Below are 22198 nucleotides of genomic sequence, written 5' to 3'. Positions count from 1 at the left end.
CGATTGCAGAGCATTCGCCCAGACCCTACTTATCACACTGACTTAACCGATCGGCTTAATCGTGAACGAATTCTCCCACATCGAACCACCCAAGCGCCGCCACTCCATGATCAGCGGCCTACGCAACAATTTCCTTGCGGGTCTCGTTGTGATCGCCCCGATCGGTTTGACCGCTTGGCTCATCTGGACGGTCGTGGGCTGGGTTGATGGTTTTGTTTGGCCGTTTGTCCCTGGATCCTACCATCCAGAAGCACTGATCAACCGTTGGTTCGGTGACCCAAATCCACTAAGCCCTGACCACATCACGATTAACGTCCGTGGCCTCGGTGTCGTGCTTTTCTTTATAGTCACGATCCTCACCGGCTGGGTCGCAAAAGGCCTGATTGGCCGCAGCTTTATCAGCTGGGGCGAAGGGCTTGTATCGCGGATGCCCGTCGTACGCTCGATCTACAATGGCGCGAAACAGCTCGCTGAAACCGTTTTTGCCCAAACTGAAACCAGCTTTGATCGCGCCTGTATGATCGAATACCCGCGCAAAGGCATTTGGGCTGTCGGCTTCATCTCGATCAAAGCCAAAGGTGAAATCGCAACAAAGGTGAAAAGCGACGACAAGATCATGACGGTATTCTTGCCGACCACACCAAACCCCACATCAGGGTTCCTGTTGTTCGTGCCTGAATCGGATATCACCTACCTCGACATGTCGGTCGAAGATGCCGCCAAATTAGTGATCTCTGCAGGCCTCGTGTATCCGAACGATAAAAAGGTCATCCCCTCGGACACGAAACCAACGGAAAAACCTTAATCAAACATACCCGCCAAGTCGAAACTGCTCGATTTTCCGATGGTGTGTTTGTGATTGCGCAAGAAGTCATCCATCGCCAGACGTCCAGCTTCTTTTAGGCGTGACAGGATGACAGGCATCGCGATCATCTTGGTCGCAACGCTAAGTTCCGTCATCAAGGCATCGTCTTCGATCAGATGAACGTTCACGTCTTTCATCCGACCCTTTTTGACCGAGCCGTCCGCAATCAACCGTTTTACAAAATTGATCGCCCGCAACTCGCGCAAGAGCGAGGTGTTAAAGCTGATTTCATTGATACGGTTCTGAATGGATTGGCTGTCTTGCGGCACCGTATCGCGATACAATGGGTTGATGTTCACGATCACAATGTCGTCTGGCAAGTGGTTGGGAAATAGCGGAAAAAGAGCAGGATTCCCCGTATATCCGCCGTCCCAATAGGCTTCTGTCTTGCCTGTTTGTGGATCATCGATTTCAACGGCCTCGAACAAGGTGGGCAAACATGCCGACGCGAGGATTGCCTTCGTCGTCACCTCATCGTCCTTGAACACTCTGATTTTGCCCGTCCTCACGTTCGTCGCACACACATGCAGCTCAGGCCCGTCGGACGCACACACGGCGTCCCATTCCAATTCACGAATAACGCGTTCCAGCGGGTTCTTAATCACTCCGCCAAAGGCATATGGCGACAAAGCACGCGCCGCAGTATCCCACCAAAAATAGGCAGGAGAATAGGTCAACGCTTGGGTGTAAAGTTCAGTCGCAGGCGCAAAGGGCGCAATCCATTTAGCAAGGTTTGTGTCCGTGACAGCCCCAACCTGACGCCACACCCAATTTAGGCTCTCACGAGCGCCTTCTCGGCCACCATTCACAAAGCCAGCTTTAAACGCAGCTCCGTTTAGTGCTCCCGCGGATGTGCCTGAAATTGCCGCGACCTCAACGTCGCTCTCGTCGAGCAAACGATCCAACACACCCCACGTAAAAGCGCCATGAGCGCCCCCGCCCTGCAGGGCAAGATTGATTTTATAGGTCATAATTCCCCAATGATGCAGCAAGCAGCGAAAAATAAGCCGCTCTAGTACAGAAACTTTCCCGACAAATGTCCCGTCGGGGGGTCAACTGGCGCCCCAATGGGCGCCAATCGTTCACTTACAGCGCAGTCCAGCCGCCATCGACGCTAATTGTCGTGCCAGTGATTTGGGCCGCAGCATCCGAACACAGGAACACAGCCGTCCCGCCGATTTGTTCCGTGGTCGCAAACTGTTTAGATGGCTGGCGCGAGAGAATAACCTGAGCCACCGCTTCTTCTTCGGTCAGGTTGTATTCCTTCGCCGTCGCTGGGATTTGCTGTTCGACCAACGGCGTCAGTACGTAGCCTGGGCAAATGGCATTACATGTGATGTCTTCTTGCGCGGTCTCGAGAGCGATCACCTTGGTCATACCGACTACACCGTGTTTGGCGGCAACATAGGCCGACTTAAAGGGCGATGCGGTCAGGCCATGCGCAGACGCGATGTTCACCACGCGCCCCCAACCCGCCTGACGCATCATCGGCAATGCAGCAGCCGTTGTGTGGAATGCAGAATTCATATTGATCGCAATGATCGCATCCCATTTCTCAACTGGGAACTCATCAATCGGTGACACATATTGAATACCCGCGTTGTTCACTAGGATATCGCAGACGCCTGCTTTTTCGATCAGGGCACGACAGTCTTCGCCTTTGGACATGTCTGCCTGTATGTATCGCACGGACACCCCGAACTCCGCCGCCATAGAGGCCGCAAGGTCGTGATCCTCAGGACGGTCCGTAAACGAGTTCAAAACAATGTCCGCACCCGCCTTGGCGAGTTCGCGCGCAACGCCCAGACCGATACCAGAGTTTGAACCTGTGACGACGGCGGTCTTACCTTTGAGTGACATAGATAGTCCCCTATTCGATTACTCGTTGGGCACCATAATGCTGCAACTGCAAAATAATTCAACGAATCTTCCAGCCAAACGCAAAAGAATCGCCCCAAATGGGAACCGATTCCTAAGAGGGTCACGCAGGATCACATTTGCGGGAAAGCCCAAGAAAAAAACGCCGGCACAAGGCCGGCGTTAAGTCATTGAGGCAGGTTTCATACAGGCAAGAAACCTATCGAGCAGTGTCTTCTTTATAAGCAATCCATTGCCACTATCCAAGCTAAAAGTTTGAAAAGGATCAGAACCCTAGATACGGTTTGATTCAAACAATACAGGCCAACGGGGGATTGTTATCGAAATGAGACCAGTGTTTTTCAGGAACTTGCGCCAGTCGCTGACCGCGCTTCCGCTTTTGTTCGCCTCCACCTTTGCGTTTGCAGAACCAATGCATGGCATTTCGATGTATGGGGAACCTGCATTGGCGGATGGCTTCATCTCCCTTCCCTATGCCAATACAGATGCGCCAAAGGGTGGCGCTATGATCACTGCCGAGGTCGGCAGCTTTGACAGCCTCAATCCCTATACCGACAGCGGCAAGGTTCCTTGGCAGATCAGCTACCTCGCGGGTGAAAGCCTGATGGGGCGGTCTTTGGATGAACCTTTCTCTCTTTACGGACTTCTGGCCGAAAGCATTGAGACAGGGCCGAACCGCGAATGGGTCGAGTTCACCTTGCGTCCAGAGGCTGCATTCTCGGACGGAAGTCCTGTCACTGTTGACGATGTGATATGGTCCTTTGAAACGCTCGGCACGGTCGGCAATGGTCGCTACCGTGGCTTCTGGTCAAAGGTCGAGAGCATTGAAGCAAAGGGTGACCGCACCGTCCGCCTGACCTTCAATACCGAAGACCGCGAACTCGCCCTACTCGCGGGTCTGCGTCCGATCTTGCAAAAGGCCCAGTTCGAAGGCGTCGATTTTGCCAACGATGGGCCAGACATGATCCCGATCACATCATCGCCTTACGTGATCACCGATTATGAGATGGGCCGTTACGTCGAATTGACCCGAAACCCTGATTATTGGGGCAAGGATGTCCCGTTCCGCCGTGGCACAGCGAACTTTGACACTCTGCGCATTGAATTCTTCGGCGACGAAACCCCAGCGTTTGAGGCGTTCAAAACAGGCGAAGTCAACTTCACCCGTGAATTCAACGAGGCCCGCTGGGACACCCAATACGACTTCCCCCGCGTTCAAGACGGCGACGTGGTAAAGGCCGTCCTGACACACGAACGTCCTTCTGGGATGACAGGCTTTGTGATGAACACCCGCCGCGCCCCGTTCGACGATTGGCGCGTGCGTGATGCGATGCTGCAGGTGTTCAACTTTGAATTCATCAACGAGGCGATGACAGGTGGCAGCCAGCCGCGCATTACCTCTTATTATTCAAACTCGCCGCTCGGGATGAGAAATGGTCCCGCTGAGGGCCGCGTTCGTGAGTTCCTAGAACCCTTCGCAGATAGCCTCCTGCCTGGTGCGATTGACGGATACGAACTGCCCGTAAGTGATGGCAGTGAGTTTAACCGTCGTGGAGTGCGCGCAGCTCTCGCCATGTTCGAAGAAGCTGGTTGGACGCCCGGTGCTGACGGCGTTCTACGCGATGCTGACGGTCAGGCCTTTGAATTCGAAATCCTGATCCAAACAGGCGCAAGCGAAATCGAAGCCATCGCCGATATGTATGTCCAAGCCCTCCAGCGGGTCGGGGTTCAGGCCAAAGTGACAAACGTCGACAGCGCCCAGTTTGCAGAACGCAACGGCACCTATGATTTCGATGTGACCTATTACCGACGTGGCCTGTCACTCTCGCCTGGCAACGAACAATACGCCTACTACGGCTCTGAATATGCTGACACCCAAGGCGGGCGTAACCTCATGGGCGTAAAGTCCGAAGCTGTAGACGCCTTAATCGGGCATCTCTTGACCTCAGAGAGCCAAGACGATTTTGTAGCGGCAGTACGGGCACTTGACCGCGTCCTCACTTCGGGGCGATACGTCCTACCGATCTACCAATGGAACATCACACGGATTGCGCATGACAAAGACCTCCACTACCCCGCAGAAATGCCCATCTTTGGCGACTGGCCAGGCTGGCAACCGGATGTCTGGTGGCATGAAGACTAAGGCCGTCCTAGTCGCTGCGACGCTTCTGGCTCTCGCTGGCTGCAACACGGTTGCAGGCGTCGGCGAAGATATCGCAGGCGGTGCACGCACGGTTCAAACGTGGTTCTAAGCTGAAATTCGGGCCGGCTCGCCGGCCCTTTTCATTAGGCGAGCGAAGTGACCCAAAGGATCAATGCATCTTCGGGGCTGGTCGACACAACGTTATGCCCCATTGACGCATCGTAGTAGGCGCTATCGCCGCGTTTCATCTCAACAGGCTCGTAAAATTCGGTGAATAGTTTGACCGTGCCCGTCAGCACATACAAAAACTCTTCGCCATCGTGGCGCACCCAACCGTCGAACTCATCCATGCTGCGTGCTCGGACACGAGCGCGATACGGCAGCATTTGCTTTTTGGTCAACTGATCCGCCAGCATCTCATGTTCATAGGTTGCGGTGATATGCGCACCACCTTCGCCACCACGTGTCATGACCATGCGGCCATTGACCTGAGTCCGACTGGGCGGCGTGAACAACTGAGGCACGGAAATTCCCAACCCGACAGCGAGCTTTTTAAGTGCGTCATAGGTCGGTGACATTTGCCCGTTTTCAATCTTTGACAAGGTCGACCGCGCAAGCCCCGCCTGTTGGGCCGCTTGCTCAAGCGTCCAATCCCGTTCTTTGCGCAACTCACGAACCCGCACCCCTAAATCGAGAGGCAGTGCCGATTCAGTTTCGCCGCTTTCGCGGGCAATGCGGATGAGGCTCGTATTGTCGTTTTTTGTCATGGCGTCTGTATACGGCTTTGATTGATATGCTTGCAATGACCTCAAAGCCCTTCTAGCGATGTCACATGATTAGCGAAATCGACACCAGCCCTTTCACTGCCTGTCCTGAGCCGTTCAATATGGCCGACCACGTCCTGCAGGCTGGCCGTGCAACGCCCGACAAGGTCGCCCTCTCTGTGATCAGCGAAAACACATCCGAGGAATGGACTTTTGCGGATCTAGAAACCGCAATCCGTGGCGTCGCGGCTGGACTTCTGGCCAAAGGATTGACCGTTGGTGACCGCGTTTTGATGCGCTTGGGCAATACGCCCGAGTTCCCGATTTGCTATCTGGCGTCCATTGCCGTCGGGCTCATTCCTGTCCCGACCTCCTCGCAGCTCACCGCGACAGAGATCGGCAAGATCGCAAAAGAGATTGACCCAGCCCTCATCGTTGCCGATGACGGGATCGCCCTCCCCGATCACTCCGCTCCTATCCTGATGGCGTCAGAACTGGAGGCGTTTCACAGCCTCGCCCCTGCGCCGTTTGATTTCGGACCGTCTGATCGACCCGCCTATATCATCTACACCTCTGGCACCTCTGGAAAACCTCGTGCCGTCGTTCACGCCCACCGCGCAGTCTGGGCGCGTCAAATGATGTGGACGGGCTGGTATGATTTGCGTCCGACAGACCGCCTGATGCACGCAGGCGCATTCAACTGGACCTATACGCTGGGCACGGGGCTCATGGACCCTTGGGCAGCTGGTGCAACGGCCCTCATCCCGGCAAACGGGACGAAACCTACGGACCTCCCCGCGCTCATCACAGCACATAAGGCAACACTAATCGCCGCAGCACCGGGTGTGTATCGTCAAATGTTGCGCTCTGAGATTCCTGCCATGTCGACCCTCAGACACGGGTTTTCCGCGGGCGAAAAACTGCCCGAAAGCCTTCGTAAGGCGTGGACCGCCGCGACAGGCTCCAAACTCTACGAAGCTTACGGCATGTCCGAATGTTCGACGTTCCTATCGAGTTCCCCGTCGCGCCCTGCGCCCACTGGAACACTCGGTTTCCCTCAGACAGGTCGACGGATCGCTTTGATCGATGAAAACGGCCCTGCGCCTATCGGCACGGCAGGCACCATCGCAGTTCACAAATCCGATCTCGGGTTGATGATCGGCTACCTCGATCAACCCGAAGAAACCGCAGCGCGATTTGTCGGCGATTGGTTCCTCACGGGCGATGTTGGTCGAATGTCAGAGGATGGCGCCATCACATATGAGGGCCGCGCGGACGATATGATGAACGCAGGCGGCTATCGCGTCTCGCCTGTCGAAGTCGAAGAAGCCCTCGCCACGCACCCCGACATCCACGAGGTCGCCGCGAGCGAAGTCACCGTCAAAGCCGACACAACCGTGATCGCCGCTTTTTACACCAGCGCCAAAGAGATCGACACTGACGCGCTCGCGGCTTTTGCGGCCTCGCGAATTGCTCGCTATAAATGCCCTCGTATCTTTGTGCGTGTCTCTGTGTTACCGCGTGGCGCAAACAACAAACTACTGCGCCGCAACTTGCGCGCCGATTGGGAGGCCACACATGGTCAAGCTTGATATTTTCGCCGATCCGTCATGCCCGTGGTGCTATATTGGCAAGGCCTATCTGGACCGTGCCCTAGAACAAGCGCCAGACCATCCCTTTACCGTTGAATGGCACCCGTTCCAGCTGAACCCCGCACTGCCCAAGGGCGGCGTCGATCGCGCCGCGTACCTCGAAGGGATCTTTGGCAGCAAGGACGCTGCAGTCGCGGCTCATGTCGAACTGCAGAAACACGCGGATCAAGCTGGCGTGACGTTCAATTTCGATGACATGAAAACCACGCCGAACACCTTGGACGCACATCGCCTCGTGTTCTGGGCAGGGATCGAAGGCCGTCAAACGGCAGCCATGTCTGCCCTGCTGAAGGCCTACTGGACCGAAGGTCGAGACATCGGTAGCGCCGAGGTCCTTTGCGATATCGCTGATAGCATCGGACTGGACGCGGCTGTTATTGCACGACTTTTGAAGTCGGACTCAGATGTGGAAAGTATTCTTAACCGCGAGGCGCACAGCCGCGAAATGGGTGTCCGTTCGGTGCCGACCTATATCGTCGGCGGCCAACACGCTATCGCGGGCGCACAACCGACCGACCTGTGGTCGAAAGTCATCGCTGACATCAAAGAGATGATCGCAACAGATGCATAAAAAGGCAGGCGTAACGCGTTACGCCTGCTTACTTTTTTTATCCTCAGCAACTTTTTCAGCAAGGTCTTTGGCAATTGCAAAGGCCCCTTTGATCTTGTCCGCTTCAGTTTTCCACTCGCGGCCAACGACGATCTTGTTGTCTTTGACCTTCGCCATGCCTTTTTGCGCCTGAATAAATTCGACCAACCCTTTAGGTGATGCGAATTTATCGTTGTGGAACCGAATGGTAGCACCCTTCGGTCCACCGTCTAGCTGGCTAATACCCGCGCGTTTGCACATCGCTTTGATCCGCACGATGAGCATCAGGGTGTTCACCTCTTTCGGCAACGGACCGAAACGGTCGATCAGTTCAGCCGCGAACCCTTCGAGTTCGACCTTCTTGGTCAGCGCAGACAAGCGACGATAGAGACCAAGACGCACATCAAGGTCAGCCACATAAGTCTCTGGGATCAATACAGAAACGCCAAGGTTGATCTGAGGCGCCCACTGTCCATCATCATCCGACAGACCAATCGCGCCAGACTTGATCCGCGCAATCTCGTCTTCCAGCATTTGCTGATACAACTCGTACCCGACCTCATTGATGTGGCCCGACTGCTCTTCACCGAGCAGATTACCTGCACCACGGATATCAAGGTCTTGCGACGCAAGGGTAAATCCAGCCCCGAGGGTATCGAGGCTCCCTAGTACTCGAAGACGCTTTTCAGCCTGAGGCGTCAGTTTCGCACGCGGCTTCGTCGTCAGATAGGCATAGGCTCGGGTCTTCGATCGACCAACACGCCCTCGGATTTGATAGAGCTGTGCCAGACCAAACATATCAGCACGATGCACGATCATAGTGTTCGCTGTCGGAATATCCAACCCGCTCTCGACAATCGTTGTTGCCAACAGCACGTCGTATTTCCCGTCGTAGAACGCGTTCATACGATCATCGAGCTCACCCGCCGCCATTTGACCGTGTGCAACGACGAACGACACTTCTGGCACTTCGCGTTTGAGCCAATCCTCCATTTCAGGCAGATCAGACAGACGCGGCACAACAAAGAACGACTGGCCACCACGATAATGCTCGCGCAAGAGCGCCTCGCGGATCGTGATGGTGTCAAACTCGCTGACATAAGTACGGATTGCCAAACGGTCGATGGGTGGCGTGCCGATGATCGACAGATCGCGCACCCCAGAGAGCGACAATTGCAGCGTCCGTGGGATCGGCGTCGCGGTCAGCGTGAGAACGTGAATATCAGAGCGCAATTGTTTCAGACGTTCCTTATGCTGAACGCCAAAGTGCTGCTCTTCGTCGATGATCAGGAGGCCGATGTTGTTGAATTTCACGCCTTTCGCCAGCAGCGCATGGGTTCCGACAACAATATCGACCTGCCCGTTCGCCATGCCCTCACGGGTTTTCGCCGCATTCCCAGCACTGACAAACCGCGACAGAGGCGCGACGTTGATCGGGAAGCCACGGAACCGTTCGGCGAAGTTCTTATAGTGCTGACGCGCAAGCAGAGTCGTCGGCGCAATCACCGCCACCTGAACACCCGACATCGCCGCAACAAAGGCGGCGCGGATTGCAACCTCGGTCTTGCCAAAACCCACATCGCCGCAGATCAAACGATCCATCGGACGACCTGAATCTAGATCCTCTAGCACATCGGAAATCGCTTGTAGCTGATCCTCGGTTTCTGCATAGGGGAAACGCGCAAGGAACTGATCCCACATGCCATCGGGTGGTGACAGAACAGGCGCTTTGCGCAACTCACGTTCGGCCGCTACGCGGATCAAACGTTCCGCCATCTGGCGAATACGCTCTTTCATGCGGGCTTTCTTCGCCTGCCATGCACCACCGCCCAGACGATCTAAGAGACCATCTTCGTGCCCAAATTTGGACAGCAGTTCGATGTTCTCAACAGGCAGGTAAAGCTTTGATCCTTCGGCATATTCAAGGAGAATACACTCATGCGCGGCGCCCAAGGCTTGAACGACCTCAAGCCCCTTGTATCGTCCGACACCGTGATCAACGTGCACGACCAGATCACCGGGTGTCAGGCTCTGCGTTTCGGTCAGGAAATTCTCAGCTTTACGCTTTTTCTTGGTCTGGCGAATGAGGCGATCACCCAGAACATCCTGTTCTGAAATGACCGTCAGGCCTTTGGTTTCAAATCCTTTTTCAAGGGGCCATATGGCGAGGTGTAGACCTGATTTCCCAACGCGAGAGAAGTTCTGCACGGGGATCACTTCGCCAGCGCCCTCATCCTCCAAAAGCCCCATCAGACGTTCGCGCGCACCCTCGGAATAGGAGGCAACAACAACAGGCCCTTCAGACGCCCGCGCCTTAACGTGCAGCATCAGAGCTTTGAAAAGGTTTACGTTTTCCTGCTGGCGCTCAGGTGCGAAATCGCGACCAATACGACCGCCTGCGTCGATCACACCCAGACCAGTCGATTGTTTGAGCGGCGTAAATTGCAGCACACGACGATCCGCGATGACGGCATCCCATGTGGGATCGTCCATATACATCAAGGCGGGCGGTGCTGGCTTATAAACGCTGTCCATCCGCCCCTTTTGTTTCAGGGCAAACATCCGCGTGTCATAGGCGTCTTCGATCATCGTCCATCGGGCGAGCCGCGTTGGCGTGACCTGATCGTCAATCGTCACCGTTGCGGTTGGGACGTAATCAAACAGCGTCTCGAGGTGGTCGTGGAAAAACCCGAGCCAATGTTCCGCGCCCGCATGTTTGCGCCCCGCACTGATCGCCTCATACAGCGGATCGTCAGTGCCAGCCGCGCCAAATTCGATACGGTAGTTCTGACGAAAACGCGTGATCGCTGCCTCATCGAGGATCACCTCTGAGACAGGCGCGAGTTCTACGACATCGAGCTTTTCCGTTGTCCTCTGGCTCGCTGGATCAAACCGTCGCGCACTGTCGAGAACGTCACCAAAGAGGTCCAGTCGTACAGGACCCGCTTCACCTGGAGGGAAGATATCAATGATCCCGCCCCGAACCGCATAGTCGCCAGGCTCCATCACCGTCGGCGATTGGGTAAATCCCATGCGGACCAAATACTGTTTTAACGCAGCCTCATCGATGCGGCTATTCACCCGCGCCGTAAAGGACGCCTCTTTCAGCAGCCCCCGCGCAGGGACACGTTGTGTCGCTGCATTGAGCGTCGTCAGCAGAACGAACTGCTTTGGCATTCCATGCGCCAATGCCGCCAAGGTCGCCATACGGGCCGCACAAATATCAGCGTTCGGTGACACACGGTCATAAGGCAAACAATCCCACGCAGGGAACACGACTACAGGCACCTCAGGCGCGTAAAACGCCAAGGCCGCCTGCATTTCGGTCAATCGACGATCATCCCGTGCGATGTGGAGCACGGGAGCGCCGGATTTTCCGACTTCATCAAGGATCAATTTCGCGTCAAACCCTTCGGGGGCGCCGCAAACGGTAATGTGGGATTGTGATTTCATGCGCGAGACCTACCCCGCCACGGGGTAAAGTCAACTCAGAACCCGTAGGCACCGCCAAGGTTCTGATACATCCCGTAAGTCGCAGTCACAAAGATTGAGAACATACCGATGAATTGCACATAGGTGCGGTGACGTCGCAAACGGCGAAACAGCACCTCAGGCTCCATGCCCTCGGACCTAATCAGCATCGCCGTATTGATCGACAAAAGTCCAACCAATGACAACGGAAACCCGAGGAGGAACAGCGCTTCTGCGAATTCGATATGGTAAACGAACGCCAACAAAAACAGCCCCGTCAGCACAAAGCACATAAAGCCCGTAAGCCATAGCCCGGATTGATGAGAGATATACAAAAGACGATTCACGTTGACCCGAACAATAGCTTGAAGGTCTGCAAACGGCTCTCCACCCTCGCGGGCGGCACGTTGAATAAGGTCAAAGGGAACACCAATCACCCAATGGCTGGTCGTCGACCACAGCACAGCGAGCGCAATCCAGAACCAAAGGTTCGAGAAAGAGCGCAAATCGATGACTTCAAATACCGTCTGGGTCCAGTTCACTGTCGTGCCTGATCTTTGTTTTGCGCCAACCTAAACTTCACCTGCGGCAAAGCCTAGACTTGTCGTCATGAAATTTCCGTGGCACCCATCGTGTGTGACATGAAAGGCCCGCTATGAAACCCACCGTCGCCCAATACCCTGCCGCTCGTTTGCGCCGCGTTCGTAAATCCCCTGCCATTCGCGCTTTGGTTCGTGAAAACACGCTGACCACAGACGATTTCATCTGGCCCGTCTTCCTCATGGAAGGCCGCGACGATGAAACCTCAATCGCGTCGATGCCAGGTGTGACCCGTAAAACGATCGACCGCGTGGTAAAGGCGGCCAAAGAAGCGCACGACTTGGGTATCCCCGCGATGTGCCTGTTTCCCTACACCTCGATGGAACATCGGACCGAAGATTGCGCGATGGCGTGGTCACCCGACAACCTGACGAACACAGCAATTCGCGCGATCAAAGATGCCGTTCCCGAAATGGCAATCATGACGGACATCGCGCTCGATCCATATAACATCAATGGGCACGACGGTTATGTGGTCGATGGCGAGATCATCAATGATGAAACGGTAGAGGCATTGGTGAAAATGGCACTGGCTCAGGCAGAAGCTGGTGCGGATATCCTCGGCCCGTCCGACATGATGGATGGCCGCATCGGCGCAATGCGATCAGCGCTAGAGAGCGAAGGCCATCAGAACGTTGCGATCCTGTCCTACACCGCCAAATACGCGTCGGGTTTCTATGGTCCGTTCCGAGATGCCGTTGGTGCATCGGGCGCGCTAAAGGGCGATAAAAAGACCTACCAAATGGATCCGGGCAACAGTGATGAGGCGCTGCGACTTGTTGAACGCGACCTAATGGAAGGCGCGGATATGGTTATGGTGAAACCGGGAATGCCCTACCTCGACATCTGTCGTCGTGTGAAAGACAGCTTTGGCGTGCCGACCTATGCCTATCAAGTTTCAGGCGAATACGCGATGATCCAAGCGGCCGTTCAAAACGGTTGGCTCGATGGGGAAAAAGTCATGCTCGAAAGCCTCCTGTGCTTTAAACGCGCAGGCTGCGACGGCATCCTGACGTATTTCGCCCCCGAGGCGGCGCGGCTCTTAAACGGCTGACACCCGCGCACACCTTATGTAGTGGATGACAGGAGCGAAAATCGCGCCTATAGTTCGCGTGATAGAGCGGCATAAGCCGCCCCCAGATAGAGGCACGAGCAATGACCCTTCTTACCCGTCGCAATTTTGCGCTAGGCTCTTTGGCAACGACTGTCGCCGCCTGTTCCAACGGTGTTGGCACAAATGCCGCCGCGACAATTGACGCGCGCGTCGATAGCACGCTGTCGTATATGTATAGCACCTACCCTGCGACCCGCGATCTTTCGATGAAAGCCGCTGGTATGCTGGTTATGCCGCTCGTCACCGAAGTTGGCTTTGGCCTAGGTGGATCGTTCGGTCGTGGTGCCCTGCGGATCAGCCAATCCACCGTCGATTACTACTCTGCCGCATCGGCAAGCGCGGGCCTCCAGCTTGGCGGTCAGCAATATAGCCACGTCCTGTTCTTCATGACCGAAGAAGCGCTGATGGAGTTCCGTTCCTCTACGGGTTGGGCCGCAGGTGCGGACATCGAATACGCGCTGAACGATCAGGGCGATACACTGCGCGCTCAGACGACGACTTCGCTGTCACCCGTGATTGCGGTCGTGTTCGCTCAGGCGGGGTTCCGCGTTGGCGCCACGCTTGAAGGCACCAAATACACCCGCATCCTTCCGTAAAATCATGACAGCGCCGGCACCCTCCGTTGGCACTGTCGTCCTGATCCTCGCTGCTGGGCAGTCGTCGCGGATGCGCGGCGGTGATAAACTGTGCGAGCTTGTCGATGGCGTGCCCTTGTTGCGGCTTCAGTGTGAACGCGCGCTCGGGCTTGGCCTTCCCGTCTACGTCGCCCTGTCATCGGCAGACCACCCGCGTCTGGCGCTCATCGCGGACCTGCCCGTGAACCATCTCATCGTCCCCGAAGCATCCGAGGGAATGTCAGGTTCCATGCGTGGAGCAGTCGCGCAAATGCCGGAGTGGTCCCATTTGCTCATGGTTCTGCCTGATTTGGTTGAAATTGAAACCACAGATATGGCCGCTGTTCTAGCGGGTCCAACCATTGCCCCCGATGCCCTCATTTGGCGCGGCGCAACCGAAGACCTGCAACCCGGTCATCCGATCCTTTTCGACGGCTCGTTGCGCGAAAATTTTGCTACGATTAGCGGCGATCAAGGTGGCAACTGCATCGTGCGCCCATATCGCGACCGAATGCACCTCATTCCCCTGCCCGATCAACGCGCCCGACGCGACCTCGACACGCCCGAGGACTGGGCCGAATTTCGCGCAGAAACAGGCCGCTGAAACGCAACATCCCGATGTCTCGGGCCACGAGGGTGTCGCCCAAGATCATCGGGATGGCTGTCTGACCCACCTTCAGACTTGCGACCGGAAAAGTAGCCCCCTTCCGGTCAGCTGCACGTCTTAACGGACCAGAAGTTTGGCCTCGTGTTTTTTCAGCGCACGACGAGCGGATTGATAATCCTGAATGCCCGCTTTCTCTTTCAGCTCTGGGAAGAGTTCGAAAATCTCGTTCCGTTGGCTGTTGCCGATACCTTTGAGGCTGTAATCACCCGGCTGGAAGCTCTCTGTCCACGCGCCATCCGACAGCACCACTTCATGACGTTCAAACATGAAGTGAATGTAAGTCGTGTTGGTCACATCAACCTGATGGATACCCCCGCTACCGACCAAGTGTTTCGCCGCAGCCAGAACTTCACGCTCTTCAAAGTAGAGTTGCGTGAGGTCAGAGGCGACCAGAACACGGTGGTTCGGCGACACAAGCATATCACGTTCCGGCAGACCGTTACCCAAAGCGCCTGCCTTGATCAGGATCGGCTTGAGGTGCGGGTTCGCAATCAGCTGCTTGCCCGGCATCTCTTTCTGACCCAACCAAGCAATCTCTTGGATGCCATTGTCGCGGGTGATGATCTTGTCACCAACATGGAGCTGTTCCACAGGAACCTGGCCACGCGGTGTCGCGATCAACGTACCTGGTGTGAAGCACGGAATAACATTCTCGATTTCCGAGAAGGTCATCACGGACCCATCGTTGAAGAACACAGTCCCAGCTTCAGGATCGTTGCTGTTGTAGACGATATGATCGACACCGCTGCCGGTCAGGTTCAGCACGTCAACATCTAGACCATCAGCGTCTTCGCCACCGACAACAATGTCGCCACCGTTGCCGCCGTAGAAGGTGTCATTCCCGAAGCCACCCTGCATGATGTCTTCGCCCGGGCCACCGATGATGATGTCATCATCGTCCCCACCAAAGATGAGGTCGTCACCTTGGCCACCTTGCAGCGTGTCATCACCAGCGTTGCCGTGAATGACGTCGTCATCAATACCGCCATCAACGAAGTCGTTGCCAGCGCCACCGCTGATCAGGTCATCGTCATCGCCGCCGTAGATGGTGTCGTTGCCAGCACCGCCCGAAATGATGTCCTTGTTGTTATTGGTAACAAGGTCTTCACCGAGGTCGTTGCTATCACCGTCGCCATCCAGATCATCAGGAAGGTCGAGGACATCAGTCGTCAAACCACCGTAGATCAGGTCGTCGCCGTCACCGCCGAGGATCTGGTCATCGCCTTCGCTGCCGATGATGGTATCGTTGCCATCCTCACCGTAGATCAGGTCGTCATCGACGCCACCGTCAATCGTGTCATTGCCAGTGCCACCATAAATGGTGTCATTGTCATCGCCCGTGGTGATCGTGTCGTTGCCAGCTCCGCCATAAACGGTATCCCGATCATCGAATGGATCGCTATCAGCCGCATAGACACCTGGATAGGCCGTATCGGGGCTTTGCTGACCACCTGCGGTGTTGATGATATCGTCACCATCTTCACCAAAGACTGTATCCGAACCACTATCATCTAGGATCGTATCATTGCCGACGCCGCCATAGACTTCGTCATCTCCATCGCCCGAGAGGATGGTGTCATCACCCTCGTAGCCATAGATCAGGTCGTCATTACCAGTGTCACCCGGCAGGATCGCGTCATCATTGTCAACGAAGTCACCATTCGGATCGTCCGCATAGTTGTCGTCAATGATATCGTCGCCCGAGGTCCCTTCGACCGTTCCATCTGGAACTGGCGGAGGCGGCGGAGGCGTATCATTCACCGTCACAGTGACAACAGCATCAGCGGTCAGACCATCCGCATCTTCGATGGTATAGCTGATTGTCGCCTCACCTTCGAAGCCAGCTGCAGGTGTAAAGACAACCTTATTGTCAACGATTGCGACGCTGCCATGAACGTCAGGGACAGATGCATTTGTCACCGTTAGGACAGTGCCATCTGGATCGCTGTCGTTTTCCAGAACGTCAATGGTGACTGCCGTTTCAAAGTCAGTCGTTTCAACATCATCAACCGCAATCGGTGCCTCAAGAACGCTGTTTACAGTGACCGTGACTTTAGCCACATCGACCGCACCCTCTTCGTCCTCGATGGTGTAGTCGATCGTCGCCTCACCAAAGAAGTTCGTTGCAGGTGTAAAGACCAGCTTATTACCAACAATCGCCACAGTGCCTTGGGCTGCAGGGACAGTTGCACCAATCACAGTAGGCGCACCGCCATCTGGGTTCTGGTCGTTGGCCACAACGTCGATGGTTACAGGCGTATCTTCGTCCGTCTGCGCAACGTCATCCACCGCAACGAGGTCATTCACCGGCAGAACATCAACATTCACAACCGCTGTGTCCGTGTTCCCATCGGGATCGGTGACCGTGTAGCTGATCGTCGCCTCGCCGTTGAAGTCCGGCGCCGGGGTGAACACCAGCTGACCGTTCACGATCTCGACCGAGCCCTGCTCGGCCGGAACCGTGGCTTCTGTAATCGTCAGCGGCTGGTTGTCTGGATCGCTGTCGTTGTCGAGCACGTCGATGGTGACAGCTGTGTCCTCATCGGTGGTCGCGGTGTCGTCCACCGCTTCCGGTGCGTCATCAACAGGGTTAACGGTGACCACAACATTCGCTGTGTCCGTGTTGCCATCGGGATCGGTGACCGTGTAGCTGATCGTCGCCTCGCCGTTGAAGTCAGGCGCCGGGGTGAACACCAGTTGACCGTTCACGATCTCGACCGAGCCCTGCTCAGCAGGAACCGTCGCCTCAGTAATCGTCAGCGGCTGGTTGTCTGGATCGCTGTCGTTGTCGAGCACGTCGATGGTGACAGCGGTGTCCTCATCGGTGGTCGCGGTGTCGTCCAACGCTTCTGGTGCATCGTCAACAGGGTTCACCGTCACAACTACATTGGCGGTGTCCGTGTTGCCGTCTGGATCCGCGACCGTGTAGCTGATCGTTGCCTCGCCGTTGAAGTCATCGGCAGGTGTGAACACCAGTTGACCGTTCACAATCTCGACCGAGCCCTACTCTGCCGGAACCGTCGCCTCAGTAATCGTCAGCGGCTGGTTGTCTGGATCGCTGTCGTTGTCGAGCACGTCGATGGTGACAGCGGTGTCCTCATCGGTGGTCGCGGTGTCGTCGTTAGCTTCTGGTGCGTCATCAACAGGGTTAACGGTGACCACAACATTGGCAGTGTCCGTGTTGCCGTCTGGATCAGAGACCGTGTAGCTGATCGTTGCCTCGCCGTTGAAGTCATCGGCAGGTGTGAACACCAGTTGACCGTTCACGATCTCAACCGTGCCCTGCTCGGCAGGAACCGTGGCTTCTGTAATCGTCAGCGGCTGGTTGTCCGGATCGCTGTCGTTGTCGAGCACGTCGATGGTGACAGCGGTGTCCTCATCGGTGGTCGCCGTGTCGTCCAACGCTTCCGGTGCATCGTCGACAGGGTTAACGGTGACCACAACATTCGCTGTGTCCGTGTTGCCGTCTGGATCAGAGACCGTGTAGCTGATCGTCGCCTCGCCGTTGAAGTCATCGGCAGGGGTGAACACCAGTTGACCGTTCACAATCTCGACCGAGCCCTGCTCAGCAGGCACCGTGGCTTCCGTAATCGTCAGCGGCTGGTTGTCCGGATCGCTATCGTTGTCGAGCACGTCGATGGTGACAGCTGTGTCCTCATCGGTGGTTGCGATGTCGTCGTTAGCTTCCGGTGCATCGTCAACAGGGTTAACAGTGACCACAACATTGGCGGTGTCCGTGTTCCCATCGGGATCGGTGACCGTGTAGCTGATCGTTGCCTCGCCGTTGAAGTCATCGGCAGGGGTGAACACCAGCTGGCCGTTCACAATCTCGACCGAGCCCTGCTCGGCAGGAACCGTGGCTTCGGTGATGGTCAGCGGCTGGTTGTCCGGATCGCTGTCGTTGTCGAGCACGTCGATGGTGACAGCGGTGTCCTCATCGGTGGTCGCCGTGTCGTCCAACGCTTCCGGCGCATCGTCAACAGGGTTAACAGTGACCACAACATTGGCGGTGTCCGTGTTCCCATCGGGATCGGTGACCGTGTAGCTGATCGTTGCCTCGCCGTTGAAGTCATCGGCAGGGGTGAACACCAGTTGACCGTTCACGATCTCGACCGAGCCCTGCTCAGCAGGAACCGTCGCCTCAGTAATCGTCAGCGGCTGGTTGTCCGGATCGCTGTCGTTGTCGAGCACGTCGATGGTGACAGCGGTGTCCTCATCGGTGGTCGCGGTGTCGTCGTTAGCTTCTGGTGCGTCATCAACAGGGTTAACGGTGACCACAACATTGGCAGTGTCCGTGTTGCCGTCTGGATCGGTGACCGTGTAGCTGATCGTCGCTTCACCGTTGAAATCATCGGCAGGAGTGAACACCAGCTGGCCGTTCACAATCTCGACCGAGCCCTGCTCAGCAGGAACCGTGGCTTCGGTGATGGTCAGCGTGTCGCCATCTGGGTCCGTATCGTTTGCCAGCACATTGATGGTCACGGCTGTATCTTCATCCGTGGTAATCGAGTCATCATTGGCTTCCGGAGCGCGATTGAACTCATCACCGATGATCTGTTCGATTTCGACGTAGTTCAGGGTTTCACCCGTCGGTACGCCGTTGGCGTCAACAAAGACGACGGTACCGTTGGTGCCGTTGCCGTTGCTGTCAGGTGTCACATTCTCGAGGTAGAACGGGCCTTTACCCGTCAGGTCGAGAACATCGAAGTCGTTGCCACCAGCGCCGCCGTCGACGTAGTCGCCAGCGCCACCATAGATAACGTCAGCATCATCACCGCCAAGGATGATATCCGCACCTTCTCCACCATCAAGGATGTCGTCGCCAGCTTCACCGCCCAGGGTATCGTCGCCATCACCACCCAGAAGCGTATCGTTGCCTTTGCCAGTCCAAACTTCATCGTTGCCTGCGCCGCCGTCAGCGTAGTCATCGCCGTTGCCGTCATTGTCGGTGCCGCGCACGTCGTCGATGATGTCGTTGCCGTCGCCCCCCAAAAGAGTGTCATTGCCGTCGCCGCCGATGAGACGGTCATCGCCTTCATTGCCTTCGATCAAGTCGTTGCCGTCGCCACCGTCAAGGTAGTCATTACCAGCATCGTCATCCGCCAAAATGGTTTCCAGCGACATATCGGTGATCGTGACCGCTTGGTCCGTGGTCGCGCCGTTACCGTAGTCGATCACGATGCGGGCCACAGGATCCGCGATTTGGATCAGGACAGAGCCTTTCGCAGTGCCCGTGTTGATCGTGCCGTTGTCCAGATCATGCGCGGTAATCGTGTTGCCAGAGATCGTCTGACCACCTTCGGCCACAAAGGTCACAGGAACCTCAACGCCGTTCGCGTCATAGGCGTGGATGGTCAGGATATCTTGGTGAGGATCGGAGGATGTACCGACATCGATATCGTTGATACGGAACGCTACGTTCTGAACTTCGTCAGAGTAACCGCCTGTGTTCGATGCGAAATCAAGCGTAACAGTCGAGGTATCACCAGCGTGACCCGTGGTCGGACCGTAAAGCTGCAGACCAGAGTGATTGTCAAAGTTCTCGCCAGTTTCGACGTATTGAGCAGCACCCGAAACAGTCGCAGTCGCACCCGATACCGCTGGATCAAAACCAAAGGTTACAGTGACGCCGCCCAGATCTTGGGTTGCGCCGTTAGCAACGGTCGCACCTGTGCTACCGAAATCGCTCCAATCCAAAACAGCTGGTTGGGGGCTCACGTTGCCTGTGCTATCGCCGTCACCCTGAATGGTGTCGTCGCCACTACCACCGTGGATCATGTCGTCGCCAGAACCACCGATAAGGGTATCGTTCCCTTCATTGCCTTCAATGATGTCATCACCAGCACCGCCGTCGATGAAATCGTCACCAGGAACGCCATCGTCGGTGCTGACCGTTACGTCATAGAACAAGTCGGTGATGTTCACGCCCGCATTGTCGTAGCCGTCCTGTAGGTGCTTCACGACCAACTTGGTTACAGGGCCAGCAACATTCACCAGCATCGAATAATACGGGTCAGTATCGGCAGAGCCGCCACCGTTTGAGACGCCAGTTTCATAGCCAGCAACGCCATCGAGGTTCTTGAGCGTTACACCGCCACCAGCCGAGATATCGACAGGAACTGCAACACCGTTGGCGTCATAGGCATAAACCTGAACGGTCGAGTCAAAATCGACGTCGTTGATACGGAACGAGATATTCTCGACCGAGGTGTCAAAGCTCCACTGGTAGGTCGCGCTTTCGCCCTTCGCGTTCAACTCAGATTCCAGCGAGGAATAAGCGTTAACCGTTTCAGTACCGCTGTCGATCGAGTGAACCTTTTGCTGATCGGTCGCAAAGTTCGTGTCAGGGCTATACACCGTCGCAATGGTCGAGAAGGTCACATTTACCGAACCTGTGTTCTGGGTAAATGTGTTCAGATCATCGTCATTATCGATCGACGTGTTGTCATGCGGATCGGGCGCCTGCGACCAGTTAAAGCTTTCGCGGACAGTCGTTGTCGTGCTTGGCGAACCGTAAACAGCGCTCTCACGATCGCCAATCAGAACGTCGTTGCCAGCACCACCGTAGAGGTCGTCATTTCCAGCGCCGCCGTAAACTTCGTCATTGCCATCAGCCGCGATCACGGTGTCGTCGCCGTCACCTGCAACAACAATGTCGTCATTGCCTGTCTCACCAGCCAAGATCGCATCGTTATTGTCGATTTTGTCGCCGTCAGGATCACCAACGTAGGCTACGTCGATCAGATCATCGCCTGCAGTGCCTTCAACAACGCCATCCTCGGTGGGCACGGGGGCGCAGCTGATAGTACCGATTTTCAGGTCACAATAATTGAGCCAGCTCGGATCGTAGCAGATTTTGATCGTTTCAATCGGCTCGGCGCAGGTTACGCACACGCAGTTGTTGATCCATTCATATTTCGCTTCAACAATCTCACCGAGAGCGTTCTTAAATACCACGTCACAGAGGTTGCCTGTGCCACACTTGCTCAGGCTGATGTCGTAGAGGTTAAAGCTGACGTCCTGAACATCGCACCCAAAACCGAAGTCGTAAGTGTTACCCGAATAGTGGTTATCGAGCTTCAAACAGTCGTCGTTGTTATACGACACCGTATGGCAGCCTGATGTTGACGAGGTGTAGCAGTCAAGGCTGCCCCAGCTACCCGTAAATGTGTTTGTCGAACCAAAAAGACACTTTGTCCAATCCAGCAGGAACAGTGACATACCTTATAACTCCATTTGCCCACCCGATCGGTAAAACCGACCGGAAATGCGAGTTCCGGTGCACTCCCCTGCAAGGGGCACACACTCGGACCTCGCACGCTAGAGTCACCTCAAGCGCGTTGATCCAAAAATCGGCAAAAAGGAAAACCCTTTCGCAGACACAATTCGGCTCATGTCGGCAACCGACACTCACCATGACCGCACCAATCGGTCATTTGCCCCCCCCAGTTAGGCTATTACTGGATATTCGATTGGATAGGTCAAACAAAGAGAAAAATGTAATGAACGCCTTAACCTAACAGAAAGACCTGTGGCGTTTCTGCGTCCTTATGCGTGAAAGATGCCGCATAAAAACACGCTATTGTTTATCTCACCGCAACAGCGCCAAAATCCAAATTCTGAATTTTTCCTTTATTTTAAATCAGAAGGTGCCCAGCCAACTAACGCTATAGTGGAAAATTGGTTCGACTTGGTGATCAACCAACCCGACACAAAGTTTCCTCATTTGAGCACGAAAAAAATCCTGACAAAGTCGCCCCTTCGTTTCCCAAACAGAAACATTTTGAACATTTTGCTCTAATTGGCGGCATATTTTGAAGAATCGAGGCCAAAAAGCTTCT

The 22198-nt window shown here is 55.6% G+C and carries 12 protein-coding genes and 2 pseudogenes; 7 read left to right on the top strand and 7 right to left on the bottom strand.

Annotation, left to right across the window (positions count from 1 at the left end):
* Positions 1 to 106: 106 nt before the first annotated feature.
* Complete coding sequence (locus QWY83_RS13830) at positions 107 to 805, top strand: DUF502 domain-containing protein (protein WP_249947198.1); 699 nt, start codon at positions 107 to 109, stop codon at positions 803 to 805.
* Here the strand turns inward: QWY83_RS13830 and QWY83_RS13825 are convergent.
* Both QWY83_RS13825 and QWY83_RS13820 read right to left on the bottom strand, forming a co-directional pair.
* Positions 802 to 1836, bottom strand: coding sequence for a patatin-like phospholipase family protein (locus QWY83_RS13825; RefSeq protein WP_249947107.1), 1035 nt, complete (start codon positions 1834 to 1836; stop codon positions 802 to 804). The genes QWY83_RS13830 and QWY83_RS13825 overlap by 4 nt on opposite strands.
* A gap of 115 nt (positions 1837 to 1951) precedes the next feature.
* Complete coding sequence (locus tag QWY83_RS13820) at positions 1952 to 2725, bottom strand: 3-hydroxybutyrate dehydrogenase (RefSeq protein WP_249947108.1); 774 nt, start codon at positions 2723 to 2725, stop codon at positions 1952 to 1954.
* Positions 2726 to 3068: 343 nt separating this feature from the next.
* Between QWY83_RS13820 and QWY83_RS13815 the strand changes: the two genes are divergently transcribed.
* The gene (locus QWY83_RS13815) at positions 3069 to 4886 is read left to right on the top strand and encodes an extracellular solute-binding protein (RefSeq protein ID WP_435404537.1); all 1818 of its coding nucleotides are present in this window, start codon (positions 3069 to 3071) and stop codon (positions 4884 to 4886) included.
* Positions 4887 to 5029: 143 nt separating this feature from the next.
* Here the strand turns inward: QWY83_RS13815 and QWY83_RS13810 are convergent, their stop codons facing one another.
* Positions 5030 to 5653 (bottom strand): helix-turn-helix domain-containing protein, encoded by a 624-nt coding sequence (locus QWY83_RS13810; protein ID WP_067544937.1) that lies wholly within the window; start codon positions 5651 to 5653, stop codon positions 5030 to 5032.
* 65 nt (positions 5654 to 5718) lie between these two features.
* On the opposite strand from QWY83_RS13810, the gene QWY83_RS13805 reads away from it, so the two are divergent.
* Positions 5719 to 7242 (top strand): class I adenylate-forming enzyme family protein, encoded by a 1524-nt coding sequence (locus tag QWY83_RS13805; RefSeq protein WP_249947109.1) that lies wholly within the window; start codon positions 5719 to 5721, stop codon positions 7240 to 7242.
* Positions 7229 to 7873 (top strand): DsbA family oxidoreductase, encoded by a 645-nt coding sequence (locus tag QWY83_RS13800; RefSeq protein ID WP_249947110.1) that lies wholly within the window; start codon positions 7229 to 7231, stop codon positions 7871 to 7873. The genes QWY83_RS13805 and QWY83_RS13800 overlap by 14 nt, the downstream gene beginning before the upstream one ends.
* Positions 7874 to 7891: 18 nt before the next feature.
* Here QWY83_RS13800 and mfd read toward each other — a convergent pair whose 3' ends face one another.
* Positions 7892 to 11344, bottom strand: a complete 3453-nt coding sequence (gene mfd / locus QWY83_RS13795) for a transcription-repair coupling factor (protein WP_249947111.1) — start codon at positions 11342 to 11344, stop codon at positions 7892 to 7894.
* Positions 11345 to 11379: 35 nt separating this feature from the next.
* Complete coding sequence (locus QWY83_RS13790; protein ID WP_067544924.1) at positions 11380 to 11904, bottom strand: component of SufBCD complex; 525 nt, start codon at positions 11902 to 11904, stop codon at positions 11380 to 11382.
* A 113-nt stretch (positions 11905 to 12017) separates the two neighbouring features.
* On the opposite strand from QWY83_RS13790, the gene hemB reads away from it, so the two are divergent.
* The 3 genes from hemB to QWY83_RS13775 all read left to right on the top strand — a co-directional run bounded on the left by hemB (position 12018) and on the right by QWY83_RS13775 (position 14294).
* A complete protein-coding gene (hemB, locus tag QWY83_RS13785; protein ID WP_249947112.1) occupies positions 12018 to 13016 on the top strand; it encodes a porphobilinogen synthase in 999 nt (332 codons plus the stop codon).
* A 101-nt stretch (positions 13017 to 13117) separates the two neighbouring features.
* Entirely contained in the window at positions 13118 to 13672 is a 555-nt protein-coding gene (locus QWY83_RS13780; RefSeq protein ID WP_249947113.1) for a lipid-binding SYLF domain-containing protein, read from the top strand.
* A 4-nt stretch (positions 13673 to 13676) separates the two neighbouring features.
* On the top strand, positions 13677 to 14294 hold the full coding sequence (locus QWY83_RS13775; RefSeq protein WP_249947114.1) for a nucleotidyltransferase family protein: 618 nt from the start codon (positions 13677 to 13679) through the stop codon (positions 14292 to 14294).
* A gap of 120 nt (positions 14295 to 14414) precedes the next feature.
* Here QWY83_RS13775 and QWY83_RS14250 read toward each other — a convergent pair.
* Positions 14415 to 17438, bottom strand: a pseudogene (locus QWY83_RS14250) (Ig-like domain-containing protein); the annotation flags it as partial.
* A gap of 123 nt (positions 17439 to 17561) precedes the next feature.
* Positions 17562 to 21578, bottom strand: a pseudogene (locus tag QWY83_RS14245) (Ig-like domain-containing protein); the annotation flags it as partial.
* Positions 21579 to 22198: the final 620 nt, after the last annotated feature.

This window comes from Marivivens donghaensis (assembly GCF_030410045.1).
Taxonomy (GTDB): domain Bacteria; phylum Pseudomonadota; class Alphaproteobacteria; order Rhodobacterales; family Rhodobacteraceae; genus Marivivens; species Marivivens donghaensis.
This window is presented reverse-complemented; position numbering and strand designations above follow the sequence as displayed.